This window comes from Nocardia sp. A7 (assembly GCF_046549215.1).
In the GTDB taxonomy this organism is placed as follows: Bacteria; Actinomycetota; Actinomycetes; order Mycobacteriales; family Mycobacteriaceae; genus Nocardia.
Genome location: NZ_JAJPWE010000001.1, coordinates 1,676,558 through 1,692,110 on the forward strand (window position 1 = coordinate 1,676,558; position 15,553 = coordinate 1,692,110).

The 15,553-nt window shown below is 66.6% G+C and carries 14 protein-coding genes; 8 read left to right on the forward strand and 6 right to left on the reverse strand.

Annotation, left to right across the window (positions count from 1 at the left end; genetic code table 11):
• Positions 1 to 107 precede the first annotated feature (107 nt).
• On the reverse strand, positions 108 to 1,511 hold the full coding sequence (gene lpdA / locus ACLJPD_RS07540) for a dihydrolipoyl dehydrogenase (protein ID WP_410871042.1): 1,404 nt from the start codon (positions 1,509 to 1,511) through the stop codon (positions 108 to 110).
• Between the two features lie 58 nt (positions 1,512 to 1,569).
• Here lpdA and ACLJPD_RS07545 point away from each other — a divergent pair, with 58 nt between their 5' ends.
• Positions 1,570 to 2,694, forward strand: coding sequence for an AraC family transcriptional regulator ligand-binding domain-containing protein (locus ACLJPD_RS07545; protein ID WP_410871044.1), 1,125 nt, complete (start codon positions 1,570 to 1,572; stop codon positions 2,692 to 2,694).
• Between the two features lie 229 nt (positions 2,695 to 2,923).
• Positions 2,924 to 3,952 (forward strand): NADP-dependent oxidoreductase, encoded by a 1,029-nt coding sequence (locus ACLJPD_RS07550; protein ID WP_410871046.1) that lies wholly within the window; start codon positions 2,924 to 2,926, stop codon positions 3,950 to 3,952.
• Positions 3,953 to 4,063: 111 nt separating this feature from the next.
• Here ACLJPD_RS07550 and ACLJPD_RS07555 read toward each other — a convergent pair whose 3' ends face one another.
• The gene (locus tag ACLJPD_RS07555; protein WP_410871048.1) at positions 4,064 to 5,038 is read right to left on the reverse strand and encodes a dipeptidase; all 975 of its coding nucleotides are present in this window, start codon (positions 5,036 to 5,038) and stop codon (positions 4,064 to 4,066) included.
• Between the two features lie 138 nt (positions 5,039 to 5,176).
• Between ACLJPD_RS07555 and ACLJPD_RS07560 the strand changes: the two genes are divergently transcribed.
• Positions 5,177 to 5,707, forward strand: a complete 531-nt coding sequence (locus tag ACLJPD_RS07560; RefSeq protein ID WP_410871050.1) for a hypothetical protein — start codon at positions 5,177 to 5,179, stop codon at positions 5,705 to 5,707.
• Positions 5,708 to 5,755: 48 nt separating this feature from the next.
• Complete coding sequence (locus tag ACLJPD_RS07565; RefSeq protein ID WP_410871052.1) at positions 5,756 to 7,816, forward strand: prolyl oligopeptidase family serine peptidase; 2,061 nt, start codon at positions 5,756 to 5,758, stop codon at positions 7,814 to 7,816.
• Between the two features lie 4 nt (positions 7,817 to 7,820).
• Here the strand turns inward: ACLJPD_RS07565 and ACLJPD_RS07570 are convergent, their stop codons facing one another.
• Positions 7,821 to 8,690 carry an alpha/beta fold hydrolase gene (locus tag ACLJPD_RS07570; protein WP_410871054.1) on the reverse strand — a complete coding sequence of 290 codons (870 nt, stop codon included), beginning with the start codon at positions 8,688 to 8,690 and terminating at the stop codon, positions 7,821 to 7,823.
• Complete coding sequence (locus ACLJPD_RS07575; protein WP_410871055.1) at positions 8,690 to 9,322, reverse strand: TetR/AcrR family transcriptional regulator; 633 nt, start codon at positions 9,320 to 9,322, stop codon at positions 8,690 to 8,692. Before ACLJPD_RS07575 ends, ACLJPD_RS07570 begins: the two co-directional genes overlap by 1 nt.
• Before the next feature lie 523 nt (positions 9,323 to 9,845).
• Between ACLJPD_RS07575 and ACLJPD_RS07580 the strand changes: the two genes are divergently transcribed.
• Positions 9,846 to 10,298, forward strand: a complete 453-nt coding sequence (locus ACLJPD_RS07580; protein ID WP_410871057.1) for an SRPBCC family protein — start codon at positions 9,846 to 9,848, stop codon at positions 10,296 to 10,298.
• 50 nt (positions 10,299 to 10,348) lie between these two features.
• On the opposite strand, the gene ACLJPD_RS07585 is transcribed toward ACLJPD_RS07580, so the two are convergent.
• Positions 10,349 to 10,798, reverse strand: coding sequence for a MarR family winged helix-turn-helix transcriptional regulator (locus tag ACLJPD_RS07585; protein WP_410871059.1), 450 nt, complete (start codon positions 10,796 to 10,798; stop codon positions 10,349 to 10,351).
• Here ACLJPD_RS07585 and ACLJPD_RS07590 point away from each other — a divergent pair.
• From ACLJPD_RS07590 to ACLJPD_RS07600, 3 genes are all read left to right on the forward strand, one after another.
• Positions 10,788 to 11,858 carry an SMP-30/gluconolactonase/LRE family protein gene (locus tag ACLJPD_RS07590; protein ID WP_410871061.1) on the forward strand — a complete coding sequence of 357 codons (1,071 nt, stop codon included), beginning with the start codon at positions 10,788 to 10,790 and terminating at the stop codon, positions 11,856 to 11,858. The genes ACLJPD_RS07585 and ACLJPD_RS07590 overlap by 11 nt on opposite strands.
• A 233-nt stretch (positions 11,859 to 12,091) precedes the next feature.
• Positions 12,092 to 12,778 carry a ZIP family metal transporter gene (locus ACLJPD_RS07595; protein WP_410871063.1) on the forward strand — a complete coding sequence of 229 codons (687 nt, stop codon included), beginning with the start codon at positions 12,092 to 12,094 and terminating at the stop codon, positions 12,776 to 12,778.
• Positions 12,779 to 12,884: 106 nt separating this feature from the next.
• Positions 12,885 to 13,685, forward strand: a complete 801-nt coding sequence (locus ACLJPD_RS07600; RefSeq protein WP_410871065.1) for a DUF6585 family protein — start codon at positions 12,885 to 12,887, stop codon at positions 13,683 to 13,685.
• Positions 13,686 to 13,790: 105 nt separating this feature from the next.
• Here ACLJPD_RS07600 and groL read toward each other — a convergent pair whose 3' ends face one another.
• Positions 13,791 to 15,416: a chaperonin GroEL gene (groL, locus tag ACLJPD_RS07605; protein WP_410871067.1), complete on the reverse strand. Its 1,626-nt coding sequence runs from the start codon at positions 15,414 to 15,416 to the stop codon at positions 13,791 to 13,793.
• Between the last annotated feature and the right edge of the window lie 137 nt (positions 15,417 to 15,553).

Genomic DNA, 15,553 nt, shown 5'->3' on the forward strand with positions numbered 1-15,553 from the left:
CATCGGTTATCGAACCCGATTCACCAAATCAACACCGAGAAAAAGACCGAATAGAAACCAAAAGGGCCGGGCGCGCGATCCGCGTGCCCGGCCCATCAGCCGATATCTCAGAGATTGATCATGTGCCCCGCGAGGCCGTGGAGCGCTTCCTGCACAGCCTCGCTCAACGTCGGATGCGTGTGCACATTGCGGGCGAGCTCGTTGACCGTGAGGTCCCACTTCTGCGCCAGCGTGAGCTCCGGCAGCAGCTCGGACGCGTCGGGGCCGATCAGGTGGCCACCGATGAGTTCGCCGTGCGCGTTGTCGGAGATCAGCTTCACGAAGCCGGTCGGGTCGCCGAGACCGTGCGCCTTGCCGTTGGCCATGAACGGGAAGGTCGCGACCTTCACGTCGTAGCCCTCGTCGCGGGCCTGCTGCTCGGTGAGACCGAAGCTGGCGACCTGCGGCTGGCAGAAGGTGGCGCGCGGCATCATCCGGTAGTCACCGAGGGGCATCGTCTCGGCGCCGCCGATGGTCTCGGCCGCGACCACGCCCTGCGCCTCCGCCACGTGGGCGAGCTGCAGCTTGGCTGTGACGTCACCGATCGCGTAGATGTGCGCCACATTGGTGCGCATGTAGTCGTCGATCTCGATGGCACCACGCTCGGTGAGCGCGACGCCGGTGGTCTCGAGGCCGTAGCCCTCCACCCGCGGCGCGAAGCCGACGGCCTGCAGCACCTTGTCGACCGTGACGGTCTCGATCGCGCCGGACTTGTTGTCCTTGATCTGGACGGTGACCTTGGAGCCGTCGTCGTCGATCGACTGCACGGCGGCACCGGTGCTGATGGTGATGCCGAGCTTCTTGTACTGCTTGGTGATCTCTTTGGAGACGTCGGCGTCCTCGTTGGGCAGCGCGCGGTCGAGGAACTCGACGATCCGCACGTCGACGCCGTAGTTCTTGAGGACGTAGGCGAACTCCATGCCGATGGCGCCCGCGCCGACGATCAAGATCGAGCCGGGTAGCTCACGGGTGAGGATCTGCTCCTCGTAGGTGACCACGTTCTCGGAGAGCTCGGTGCCCGGCAGCAGCTTGGTGGTGGTGCCGGTGGCGATGATGGCATTGTCGAACGTGATCGTCTCGGCGCCGCCCTTGGTCAGGGCGACATCGATCGAGTTCGGGCCGGTGAAGGTACCGAGACCGTCGAACTCGTCGATCTTGTTCTTCTTCATCAGGAAGTGCACGCCCTTGACCCGACCGTCGGCCACCTTGCGGCTGCGATCGAAGGCGACACCGAAGTCGAAGCTGACCTCACCGGAGATGCCGAAGGTCTTGGCTTCCTTGTGGAAGATATGGGCCAGCTCGGCGTTGCGCAGCAGTGCCTTGGACGGGATGCAGCCCACGTTCAGGCACACGCCACCCCAGTATTTCTGCTCGACAATCGCTGTTCGCAGGCCGAGTTGAGCGGCACGGATCGCGGCGACATATCCGCCGGGACCAGCGCCGAGAACGACGACATCGTAGTGGGAAGTCACGTCACCGAGCCTAACTCTGTTCGGTGGAGTTCACCCACCCGTCCCCCACATCGGTGAGATGTGCACCCGACCACCTGTCGACGCGCACGTTCGGGAACCGCTGGTCGCCGAGCTCGGCGATGGCGACGACCCGGCCAGTAAGGTCGAGATGGTGAGCGGTGCTGGGTCGGCGGGCGGAATCGGTAGCCGGCTCGACGGCACGGCCTCGACCCATCTCGTCCGGCTGCTCGTGCGGGCGGCCAGGGCGGCGGGCGCGGCCGAAAATCAGCTGGCCCGGGTGGCCGGTATCGACGAGGTGATTCTGCGCGGGGAGCTCAATCGGATTCCGATGAGTTCGCTGCTCAGGTTGTGGGAGTTGATCGCGCAGGCACGACCCGGCGCAGGCTCGGGGGCGGCGATCGCCGCGGCGGCCCCACTCGGCTCACTCAACACCTGGGACTACCTGGTGACAACCGGTGCGACACTGGCGGATTCGCTGCGCGCGGCCCAGCCGTACCACCGCCTGGTGACCGCCGCGACCGAGGGATTCGATCTTTCCGGCGACGGGGATCTCACCGTCGGCTACCGGACATCAGCCGGTGATCCGGCGGTGGCCACGGTGGTCAACGAGTACGTGCTCGCCTACTACCTGCGCCGCGCGCGCGAGGCGATCGGCCGCCCACTCGTGCCGACCCGGGTGAGTTTCGGCCACGCCGCACCGGCGGATCACACCGGTCTGATCGCCGTATTCGGTACCGCCGACATCGAATTCGACGCTGCGGCAGACGCGATCACCTTCCACGCCGACGACGCCAACGCACCGCTCGCCCGCGCGGATCCGATGCTGGCCGACCTGATGCGCAGCCACGCCGACCTGGTCCTCGCCTGCGCCCGTCCGATCGCCGACCCCCTCGATGCCTTTCGCATCGCCCTCGGCGCGGCACTGGACGCGGGCGACCCAGCCCTGCCCCGCGTCGCGAAAAGCCTGGCCATGAGCCAGCGCACCCTGCAGCGCCACCTCGCCGAACACGGCACGTCCTGGCGCGACGAACTGGACCTGCTCCGCCACGAACGCGCGAAAAACCTGCTGGACCAAGGCTTCACGAAGAGCGTTATCGCCCAGCGCCTGGCTTTCACCGACGACCGTGCCCTACGAAAAGCCCTCCACCGATGGACCGGCGCAGTCGACCCCTCAGCACCCTGATCCACCATGCTGCGCGGACAGGGCCACGCGATCAGCATCGGCCATGCCACTCGGCGAATTCTGTAGTACGTGCACCGCGCGACTGGTGAATCAGTCGGCGCTGCCCCGCACGAGGTGGCGCGAAGGGACCGGGTGCTGGCGTGCGAGGACCTCGTGCGGTCGGATCGCGGGTCATAGCGTAGTTGTCACCGGCGAGAAACCCCGGCTGACCTCGAAAGAAGGCTCGATCATGTCGAACACGGCCATCCGCGCACTGCCCACCTTCACCCGCGAGATCCACCTCGCCGCCCGTCCGAACGGCGCACCGGTCGCCGGCGATTTCGCCCTGGTGGAGCGGGAGCTGCCGGAACTCGCCGATGGCCAGCTTCTGGTGCGTAACACCTGGATGTCGGTCGACCCGTACATGCGCGGCCGAATGGACGACAAGGCGTCCTACATTCCGCCCTTCGAACTGGGTGCGGCCCTCGAGGGTTCAGCGGTCGGCGAGGTGATCGCGTCCCGCTCGGCCGATATCGCGGTCGGCGCCACGGTCTCGCACTTCGCCGGCTGGCGCGAACACGCCATCGTCGACGCCGCCACCGTCACCCTGATAGATCCAGAACTCGCTGCGCCGCAGCACTTTCTGGGCGCGCTCGGCACCACCGGCCTCACCGCCTACGCCGCACTCACCGATGTCGCCCCGGTCGAGCCCGGCGACACCGTGTTCATCTCGGCCGCCGCGGGAGCTGTCGGCAGCGTGGCCGGCCAGATCGCCAAGGCACTCGGGGCGAAGCGGGTGATCGGTTCAGCCGGTGGTCCCGCCAAGGCCCGAACGTTGCTCGCGGAGTTCGGTTTCGACGCGGCGATCGACTACCGCGCAGGCGATCTCGGTGGTCAGCTCGCGGCTGCGGCGCCCGAGGGGGTGGACGTCTATCTCGACAGTGTCGGCGGCGAACACCTGAAGGTCGCCATCGAGGCACTCAACCAGCACGGCCGCATAGCCCTGGTCGGCGCGATCAGCGGCTACAACGGCGCCACCACCCAGCAGACCCCCGATCTCTACCTCGCCGCTACGAAGGAGGCCACCCTGCGCGGCATGCTGGTGACGAGCCACTTCCCGATCTTCGGCGAATACATCGCCAAGGCCGCGGGTTGGCTCACCGACGGCACCCTGCGCACCACCGAAACCGTGTACGAGGGCCTCGACCAGGCCCCCGCCGCCTTCCTCGGCGTCCTCACCGGTGCCAACACCGGCAAAATGCTCGTCCACCTCGCCTGACCACCGGCCCGGATGCCTATGACCACTACTGGTCAGTCGATCACTAGGCCCTGGTGGATTTTCCTTCTCGGGCGATGCCTCCCTGAGGGCCTGGTGATCAACCGTCCAACCTCACTCGCGCCAGACCAGGCTCGCGACGCGGGCGAAGTTGCCGCCGAAGACGGCCGCGCGTTCGGTGGGAGTGAAGCCGCGCTCGGCGAGGAGGTCGTCCAGCCCGGGGACGTCGGATTCGCCGAGTAGGTCCTCTGGCGGAGTCCACTGCAGCGGGCCCCACTTGGTGTAGGCGTCGGAGAACGCACCGGGGTTCTCGCTGATCTCCTCGTTGAACTGGTGACCGTCGAACGAGTAGTCCGAGCCGATCCCGATGTGGTCGATGCCAACCAGGTCGACGCCGTAGCGGATCTGATCGGCCATCGCCGTCACGCGCTCGGTGCGCGCACCCGGGTCATTGCACCCAAGGAAGATCCCGACACCGTTGATGCCGATCACCCCACCGGTCGCGGCACACGCGCGTGCCTGCTCGTCGTCGATGTTGCGCGGATGCTCGTGCAGCGCGGCGAAGTTCGAGTGGCTGTAGATCATCGGTACGGACGTGTGGGTGGACAGGTCCAGGCCGGTGCGTCGTGAACAGTGCGACCCGTCGGCGAACATGCCCACCTCATTGAGCTTGCGTACCAAGTCTTTTCCGTAGCCGGTGAGACCGGTGTCCACGGTGTCGAGGCAGCCGCAGCCTGCCGCGTTGGCGTGGTTGTAGGTCGGCAGCAGCGAGCGCACACCCAGCCCGTAGAACAGCTCGACATTGTCGAGGTCGCCCTCGAGCGGGGCCGAGTCCTCCAGGTCGAAGGCCAGCGCGATCACCTCGGGCGCAACGGTATCGGCGAATCGCTCGACCAGCCGGAATCGCGGGTCGGCCAGCGCCTCGCCACGGAACTGGTGCAGCAATGCGAGGGAATCGGCCTTGCTCTCCGCCGAGTACCCGACGTTCACCGACAGATACGAGCCCACCGGGTACCGGGCCAGGTCCGCGACCCGCGCGGTCGGCCGCAACGGCAGACAACAGTGCTGCTCCCACAGGAACACATCCACCTCCGGTTGATTCGTGACCTGCGATCCTACGTTTCGCGGCGCATTCGACACCGAACCGCCGCTAACGCGGCCGCGGATTCGTCCGATAGACGAGTACTCCGCCCCCCACCAGAGGGCCCAGTTCAAAGGCGGTGCGACATGCGTCGCTTCCTCGTCCTGCTCGCCACACTCGCCGCCTGCGTCGGCCTCTCGACCCTGCCCGCGACCGCTGCCCCGTCCTACTGCGGGCTCGTCTGGGGCTCACAGGACACATCGAATCCGACCTATTCCCCGGCCACCCTCACCGCTGTGCGGGCGGGCCGTCACGAGTGCTTCGACCGCATGGTCGTCGACCTGGCAGGCCCGTCGGCGGGCTACCTGGTGCGCTATGTCGGCACCGTCACCGAGGACGGCTCCGGTGCGCCCGTCCCCTTGCGTGGCGGCGCGTTCCTCCAGGTGACGGTCAACGCACCGGCCCATGACGACGCGGGCAACATGACCTACCGCCCCGCCGACCGCACAGAGCTGGCCGACGTCAACGGCTATCGAACCTTCCGCCAGCTCGCCTGGGCGGTCTCGTTCGAGGGCCAGTCCACGATCGGTCTCGGCGTCCGCGCCCGCCTCCCGTTCCGCGTCAGCACCCTCGACAACCCGACACGCGTGGTCATCGACGTCGCTCACCAGTGGTGACCACAGCGCGCCCGACAGGCGAATCCGCACATCGGCAACAATATGGGGATGAGCGGCGTTGAAGAGAACGTGACCGATCCCTATCTCTGGCTCGAGGACGTGACCGACGAGGGCGCGCTGGACTGGGCGCGCGCCCGCAACGAGGTGGTCGGGCAGCGGTTCGCGGCGACCGACCGATTCGCCGATCTGGAGCGTCGCATGCTCGCGATGCTCGACGACGACACCAAGATCGCCTACCCGGGCAAGCGCGGGCCGTGGCTGTACAACTTCTGGCGCGACGCGCAGCATCAGCGTGGGTTGTGGCGACGGACCACTTTCGCGTCCTACGCCACCGGTGAGCCCGAGTGGGATGTGCTGATCGATGTGGACGCGCTGGCCGAGGCCGACGGCGAGAACTGGGTGTGGGCGGGCGCCGCGGTGCTGCGTCCCTCGCAGGAACGCGCCATCATCCATCTGTCCCGAGGTGGTGCCGATGCCAACGTCGAGCGCGAATTCGACCTGACCACACGGCAATTCATCGCACCAGAAGACGGCGGGTTCTTCGTGCCGGAGGCCAAGTCGCGGATCGGCTGGATCGACGCCGACACCGTCTATGTCGGCACCGATTTCGGGCCGGGATCGCTCACCGACTCCGGGTACCCGCGCATCGCCAAGCGCTGGCGGCGCGGTACCGAATTGTCCGCTGCCGAAACGGTGTACGAAGGAAAGCCGAGTGATGTCTCGATCGGCGTGGGGTACGACCGCCACCCCGGCTACGAGCGACACTTCCTGACCCGTTCGACCGACTTCTTCAACAGCGAGGTGTCGCTGCTCGAGGACGGGGAGTGGCGCCTGATCGAAACCCCGACCGACGCGGACGTCGACTGGTACCGCGACTGGCTGCTGGTGCGCTTGAAAACCGAGTGGACACCGAGCGACACCACCTTCCCTCCCGGCAGTCTGATCGTCACCGATCTGAACGAGTTTTTGGCCGGTGCAAGAGAATTCGAAGCGCTGTTCACCCCCGACCCGCACACCTCACTGGATGGTTGGGGATGGACCGAGAACCACCTGATCCTGTCCACGCTGCAGGACGTGCAGACCGGCTTTCGGGTGCTCACCCCCGGCCCGGACGGCTGGACGACCAGCGAACTCACCGACGTCCCCGCCATGTCGTCCACCTCGGTGACCAACCTCGACCCGCTCGAGGGCGGTGACGAGTTCATGCTCATGACAACCGGTTTCACCACCCCGACCACACTGCTCAGCAGCGCGATCGGTGAACCGGCGGTGACGTTGCGGCAGGCGCCGAGCTACTTCGACGCCACCGGCATCGAGACCGAGCAGTTCTTCGCCACCTCCGATGACGGGACCACGGTGCCCTACTTCGTGATTCGGCATCGCGACCGTCACGGCACGCCGGGCCCGACGATCATGAACGGCTACGGCGGCTTCGAAATCTCCAAGACTCCTGGCTATCTGGGCGGCACGGGCATGGCGTGGCTCGAACGCGGCGGCACCTATGTGGTGGCCAATATTCGCGGCGGCGGCGAATACGGACCCGAATGGCACACTGCCGCACTGAAAGAGCATCGTCACCGCGCCTTCGAGGACTTCGCCGCCATCGCACGCGACCTCGTGACCCGCGGCATCACCACCCCCGACCGGCTCGGCGCCATCGGCGGCAGCAATGGCGGGCTGCTGATGGGCGTGATGCTCACCCGCTACCCGGAACTGTTCGGCGCCATCGTCTGCCAGGTGCCGTTGCTGGACATGAAGCGCTACCACCTGCTGCTGGCCGGTGCGTCGTGGGTCGCCGAATACGGCGACCCGGACAAGCCGCAGGAGTGGGCCTACCTCAGCGAGTACTCGCCGTATCAGAACACCGATACCGGTAGGCAGTACCCGCCGATCCTGCTCGCCACCTCCACCCGCGACGACCGGGTTCACCCCGGTCACGCGCGAAAGATGGCCGCGCTCTTGGAGTCCCAGGAGCGCACCGTCTGGTACTACGAGAACATCGAGGGTGGTCACGGCGGCGCCGCCGACAACAAGCAGTCGGCGTACCTGTCCGCGCTGGTCTACGAGTTCTTCATCCAGATGCTGATCGAAGGGCGCCGATCGGCGTAACCCGTCAGCGGTCGCGCAACCACTTCTCCACCGCGTCGACCGTGGAGTCCGGATTGGTGATCCAGCCGTTGTGCCCGAGGGCCTCCGGCTGGAACCACCGGGTGACCTGCGCGCCGGGCAGTTTGCTCAGCAGGTGATCGGCGGAGGTCTGCGGGGCCAGGTCGTCACCGGCGATGGTGATCGACAGCACCGGGAACTTCAGCCGCGACATCCGCTCGTCGTAGTCGATATCGGCGCCGACTGGCACGAATCGCCCGGTGCGGGCCAACCTCGCCCAATCCGACATGAGCACTTTGGACTGCCTGCCGTACGCGCGCTTGCCGAGCATGTCACCGGGCCAGAACCCGGCCAGGCTCGACGCGACCGCCACCGCCGCGGTACCGACCAACATGCCCGGGCCCAACACCCCGCGATACCCCCGGAAATACGGTGTGCCGGAGGCGATCAGGATCAGACCGCCGAGCCTGCCGCGCACCCGGGCCGCGTACATCGACGCGAGCTGCCCGCCCATGCTGTGGCCGAGCAGATACGGCGTGCTGGCGGGGAAGCGGTTGCGCACCGCGGCCAGCATCGCGGGAAAGTCCACCGAGACCAATTCGTGGTAGCCGTAGGTACTTTCGCTATCGGGGCGGTGGGTGCTCTCGCCCTGACCACGCAGTTCGCCGATGGCGACATCGAATCCACAGGCGGCCAGCCGCTGCCCGAAGTACTCGTAGAACTCGCCGGGTACGGCCAGGCCGGGCACGATGACCACCACCGCGCGCGGTGCGTCGGGGGTGACCGGATGCCGGTGTGCGCCGGTGGCCGGGATGAGTCGGACCGGCAGGGTGCTGCCGTCGGGTACTTGGATCTCGACGATCTCGGCCCGCGCCATCAAGCCCCGACCGCGCCGAGGATCACCCGGCTCAGCACCTTGATCACCTCATCGAGCGGGGGCCGCGGGTCGCTGCCACTCCAGCCGTCGACGACATAGTTCACCGCGCCGATGATCGCGAGCACCCGCAATTCGTAATCGCCCGCGGGGATCTCGCCGTGCATCGCCGCGTCCTCGGCGGCGCTGGCCAGCAGCGATCCCCAGACGCGACGCAGTTCGAGACGGAACTTCTCGACCTTGGGGCCCGCTCCGACCACTTCCACCAGGGCCACCCGCGCCTTCCGCGGATCGTTGCCGATCGACTCGACGTAAGCCCGTACCGCCGCGTCGATCTGCTCGAGCACGGTCGACTCGGACTTGTCCTCGAGCGCGGTGGCCACCGCCTCGCGCGAAAGCCGGTCGATCTCCTCGTACAGCTCCAGCAGCAGGGATTCGCGGCCGGTGAACTCCTCGTAGAACTGGCGAGACGATAGTCCCGCGTCCTTGCAGATGGCCCCGACCGAGCTGTTGGCGTACCCGTCGCGCGCGAAGACAGTCAGGCCTGACTCCAGAAAACGCGCACGCCGCTGGCGTTGCCGGTCCTCTACGGGTTGCCCGGCATACATTCGTCCCGTATTCGCATCCTGTGACATTGTCGCTGACAATACCGAAGGGCCTGATCCCCTCGTCATGGATCAGGCCCTTCGGCTTGCCCTTTCGACCAACCGCGCGTTAGCCGAAAGTTGTCTGCTGTTCGCTCAGTTCCCGGAGGACTGCGCCGAACCGCTGCTGAGCGAGCTGGTGAGCAGTCCGAGCAGCAGGGTCAAAATGTTGCCGTCGCTGCCATCATCAGTGATGTTGTAAAGCATGTTCACTCCAAGTCGATGTTTTGTGACCTCGTTGTCACTGGCCATTTGCCGTCTCGGACGATACCGACACACAATGTGAAGCGTGAGTGTTTTACAGGAATTCTCTAGAATTTTTTGTCATTGCGCACAAGACCCGAGAAGTTCGGTCTCGCCAGGGGCAACTCACCCGCAGCGACCGATATGTGAACCGCGAGTGTACCGATGTGCGGCAACAACTTCGGCGAAATCCGCCCACGGGGGGACGTCGAGTGACGGCGCGGTGCCTATGCTCAGCGTGACCGTCTGTCACGCATACCCGGAGGCACCGTTGCCGAACACTCTCGAAGCCAGTATCGACATCGCCGCATCGCCGGAGAAAGTCTGGTCGGTGCTCGCCGATCTGCGCCGCATGCCCGAGTTCAGCCCGACGACAGTGAAGATGGTCGCGGTCGGTGGCGTCCGCGACGGCGCGTTCACCGTCAACGTCAACAAGGTCGGCTGGAAGATCTACCCGACCACCTCGCGGATCGTGCGCCTCGAGCCGAACAAGGCGTTCGCTTTCCGGATGAACGAGAACCGCACGGTCTGGAGCTACGAGCTCGAGCCGACCGCTACCGGCACCCGCGTCGTCGAGACCCGCACCGTCGACGCCAAGGGCCTGCCCGGCTGGCTGCAGAAGACGATCAAGGTCGCCATGGGTGGCGAGGAGCAGTTCGAGGCCGACCTGGTCGCGGGGATGCAGCAGACGCTGAGCAAGGTGAAGGCCGCCGCCGAGCGCTGACCTCGAACATCGCGTGAGCCCGCCGGAATCATCCGGCGGGCTCTTTTTCGTTATGCCAGGTTGTCGCGGATCTCGTCGAGCGCCTGCGTGCCGCGGGTGAGCAGCTCCTGCACCGCCACCAGTTCGGCCGCGGTGAATCGCTCGGCCAATGCGCGCTCCACCGCGATCGCGCGGACGTCGGCATCGTTCATCACCGTCCGCCCCTCTTCGGTGAGGCGGGTTTCCAGCACGTTCTTGTGCCACTCATGCGGGGTCCGATCCACCAGGCCGCGCTCCTGGAGGTTGGTCAGGACGGTGTTCATGGTCGGTGGGGTGACACCGGCCAGCCGGGCCAGGGCCGCGGCCGAGATACCGGGATTCTCCGCGAGGTGCAGTAACGCGCTGTACTGCGCGACGGTCAGCCCGGCGGGTTTGAGCGCGGCCGTCTTCGTCGCGATCAGGGCTTGCTCGGCGCGCTTGATATACGTGCCGAGCCTCTCGGCGGCGGACATGGACGTCATGCGTTGCATGATATCCGCCCATTACTTCGTAAATCCCTTGACGATCATAACGACTCTAATCTACGTTACTGCCTATTGCTTGATACTTGGCATTACATCACCGAGAGGCTTCATCATGTTGAGAACCGTCGCCGCTGCCGCCGCCTGCCTGGCGCTGACCGCATGCGGGACCTCGCCCGCCACCCCCACGCTGAGCACCGCCTACGAACTGCCCGGCAACGCTGTGTACCCCGAGGGCATCGGCCTGGACCCGCGCAACGGTGACACCTATGTCGGGTCGTTCGCGGACGGCGCGGTGTACCGGACTGCTGCCGATGCTTCGCGCGCCGAGGTGTTCCTGCCAGCAGGCGCCGACGGCAGGAAGACGGCGAACGGCCTGAAGGTCGATCGGAGTGGTCGACTGTGGGTGATCGATTCGGGTGTGGGCGTGAGTGTTTACGACACCGGGTCACGTGCGCTGCTCGCGCGCTTCGAGGCGCCAGGTGACGCGCCGCGTTTCGTCAACGACCTGGATTTCGGCGCGGACGGGTCGGCGTATCTGACCGACAGCATGCGCAATGTCGTCTACAGGGCGGTAATCGGCGCCGAGGGTGCATTGACAGTCGCCTACGACCTGACCACCGCACTCGGGCCGCGTGATCCGACGGTGTTCGAACTCAACGGTATTGTCGCCGACCCGGCCGGGAAGTTCCTGATCGTCGTCGCCATGTCAGCGGCCGAGCTGTACCGCATCGACCTCACCGGCGGCGCGGAGCCGATCCGCAAGGTCATGCTGACCGGAGGCGACGCGCGCCACGGCGACGGGTTGGACCTGCGCGACAACACGCTGTGGATAGTCCACAACCTCGACAACACCATCAGCCGCTGGACCCTCACCGACAACGGTACGACCGCCACCCGCACCGGCGAATTCCACGATCCCGCGCTGAATATCCCGACGACGATGGTGCATTCGGGCGAGCGGGCACTGATCGTGTCGTCACAGTTCGACAAGGGTGGGCCGCTGGATCAGACGGGCACGCCGGGGACATTCGTCGTTTCGGCCGTCACGGAGTTCTAGCACCGCTGCGCCAGGCGCACCGCCCACGGGCGAACAACCCACTTCGCGGCCGTCGGGATCCTGGCAGCCTGGTAGTCCGGGGGCTTGGCCGACGACCACGACGCGGGCAACCCGATGGGAGACGGCGGCGAGTTCCAAGGCGGTCTCGGCGCCGAACGAATGGTCTACCGCCGTCACCTCGGTGAGGTCCCCGCGCGCGTCCCGGTCCGAATAGATTCGCCTAGGCTCTGCCCATGTCTACCGCCCTGCTGTACGGCCTCGGCACCGCGGTCCCGCTGCTGATCGGGGTGGCGGTGGGACTGCGGTGGACGCTGCCGAAGGCCGTACTCGCCGCGATGATGGCGTTCGGCGCGGGCACGATGATCGCGGCGATGTCGCAGGAACTGTTCGCGCCCGCCTTCCACCGCGACGGTGCGCTGATCGCGGGCAGCGCGCTGTTCGCCGGTGCGGGGGTGTACGTGGTCGCCAACCACCTCATCGAGAACAAGCTGGGGCCCGCCGCGATCGGCTGGGCGTTGCTGCTGGGGACCGTGCTCGACGGCGTGCCGGAGAACCTCGCGCTCGGCGTATCGCTGAGCGGCGGAGGCGGATTCGTGTTGCTCGTCGCGATCGCGGCAGGCAATGTGCCCGAAGCTCTGAGCGGGGCGGTACTCATGCGCGAGCAGCACGGGTTCCAGGCGGGCCGGACCTTCGCGCTGTGGGCGGTGACGGCTGCGGTGCTCGTCGCGGTGACGGTGCTGGGCAACGGATTCGCCGATTCCGTTTCGCCGACCGCGATCAGCACGGTCCAAGCGTTCGCGGGTGGTGCGACGATCGCGGTGCTGGCCGACTCGCTCATCCCCGAGGCCTACCGCGAAGGCGGCTGGTGGGTCGGGATAGCCACCGCGGCAGGGTTCTTCGTCGCATTTGCCATCGGCTGAGGCATTCCGCCCGGTCGCGGCCAGAATTTCCGTACTGTACCGGTGGCAATATTCCGCCGGTTCGCATACGCTTCGCCGCGGATGAAAACGCCTCTTGGAGGGACGAGTGATCACTCCGAACAGGCCGGAGGACGTAGCCGATACTCGGCACGCGGTGCCATTGACCCAACTGATACACCTGATGTCGGAGTATCAGCACCTGGGCGCGCACCGTGACACCTTTCTCGCGACCCCCGCCGACGACACCTTCGTGCGCGGCTGCGGCATCGTCGCGGGCTGTATCGCCACCATCGGCGTGATCGTCGCGGCCGTGGGCGGATGGCAGGGCGGCGTCGCACTGCTCGTGATCGCCGCCGCGCCCGTGCTTCTCGCACTGCACCGCGGCGTGATCAACCGGCAGAACCGCGCGGCCCGCATCGATCTGTTCGACCACGGCGTCACCGTCTACCGGTCAGGTCAGCGCGTGGCCGGATTCCGTTGGGACAGCACCGAAGTGCGTCAGCACTCGATCCCCTTCCACGACACCACCCCCGTCACCTACCTGCTGGAACTGTCCGGCCCCGGCGGTGTCGAAGCCACCATCGACGAAGAGGGTTTCGCCCGCGCCCGAGAATGGGCCCGCGCCATCCAATCCGCCGTCACCGCAACCCAACTCCCCGCCGCGGTAGCCGCCATAGACGACGGCGAAACAGTCCCCTTCGGCGACCTCTCCCTCTCCCTCGAAGCCCTCACCTTCCGCGGAGAAGCGCTGTCCTGGGAAGACATCCAACTCATCGACGCCCGCAGCGGCCACATCCGCATCAAACTCTCCGGCGTATGGATGTCCCTGGCCCCCGTCAGCACCATCCCCAACTTCTACATCTTCAACGAACTAGCCGAACGCCTGCGCTTGACCCCGGTCGGTTGACCTCCGGCCCATTCGCCGAGTCCGCACCCGCATTCAACGCCGAAGGCCGGCCCACTCGAGAGTGGGCCGGCCTTCGTGACTAGCGGGAACTAGCTGATCAGGGGATCAGAAGTCCATGCCGCCCATGCCGCCGGTGGGGTCGCCCGCGGGGGCGGACTTCTCCGGCTTGTCGGCGACTACTGCCTCGGTGGTGAGGAAGAGCGCGGCGATGGAGGCCGCGTTCTGCAGGGCCGAGCGGGTGACCTTGACCGGGTCGGCAACGCCGGCGGCCAGCAGGTTCTCGTAGACACCGGTGTCGGCGTTCAGGCCTTCGCCCTCGGGGAGGTTGGAGACCTTCTCGGCCACGACGCCGGGCTCGAGGCCCGCGTTGAAGGCGATCTGCTTGAGCGGGGCCGACAGCGCGACGCGCACGATGTTGACACCGGTCGCCTCGTCAGCGGTCAGACCGCTGAAGCCGTCGAGCGCGGGGGCGGCCTGCAGCAGCGCGACGCCACCACCGGCAACGATGCCCTCTTCGACGGCGGCCTTGGCGTTGCGCACGGCATCTTCGATGCGGTGCTTGCGCTCCTTGAGCTCGACCTCGGTAGCGGCACCGGCCTTGATCACCGCGACGCCGCCGGCCAGCTTGGCCAGACGTTCCTGCAGCTTCTCACGGTCGTAGTCCGAGTCCGAACCCTCGATCTCGGCGCGGATCTGCGAAACGCGGCCCTTGATGGCCTCCGCGTCGCCCGCACCCTCGACGATGGTGGTCTCGTCCTTGGTGATGACGACCTTGCGCGCGGTGCCGAGCAGCTCGATGCCCGCGGTCTCCAGGGAGAGGCCGACCTCTTCGCTGATGACCTCGCCACCGGTGAGGATGGCGATATCGGCCAGCTGGGCCTTGCGACGGTCACCGAAGCCGGGCGCCTTGACGGCGACGGACTTGAAGGTGCCACGGATCTTGTTCACGACCAGGGTCGAGAGGGCTTCACCCTCGACGTCCTCGGCGATGATCAGCAGCGGCTTGCCGGACTGGATGACCTTCTCCAGCAGCGGCAGCAGGTCCTTGACCGTCGAGATCTTGGACGAGACGAGCAGGATGTACGGGTCCTCGAGGACCGCTTCCTGACGCTCGGGGTCGGTCACGAAGTAACCGGAGATGTAGCCCTTGTCGAAGCGCATGCCCTCGGTGAGCTCCAGCTGGAGCCCGAAGGTGTTGCTCTCCTCGACGGTGATGACACCTTCCTTGCCGACCTTGTCCATCGCCTCGGCGATGAGCTGGCCGATGGCCGGGTCGCCCGCGGAGATACCAGCGGTAGCAGCGATCTGCTCCTTGGTGTCGATCTCCTTGGCGGTCTCGAGCAGTCGAGCGGTGACGGCCTCGACGGCCTTCTCGATGCCGCGCTTCAGGCCGAGGGGGTTCGCGCCGGCCGCGACGTTGCGCAGACCTTCACGCACGAGCGCCTGGGCGAGCACGGTGGCGGTGGTCGTACCGTCGCCCGCGACGTCGTCCGTCTTCTTGGCGACTTCCTTGACCAGCTCAGCGCCGATCTTCTCGTACGGGTCCTCGAGGTCGATCTCCTTGGCGATGGAAACACCATCGTTGGTGATCGTGGGGGCGCCCCACTTCTTCTCGAGCACGACGTTGCGACCCTTCGGGCCCAGCGTCACCTTGACAGCGTCGGCGAGGGCGTTGAGACCCCGCTCGAGACCGCGACGGGCCTCTTCGTCGTACGCAATTGTCTTGGCCATTGCGTTGAGATCCTCCACATGTCTATGACTGACACACGAGACGACCACAGGTTGGATCGCCCCAAAGTACGCTGGTCAGGAGGTGCCCGCGACGGACGACCGAGGGTGTCGATGGAACCCGATCTCACCGTCCCGAC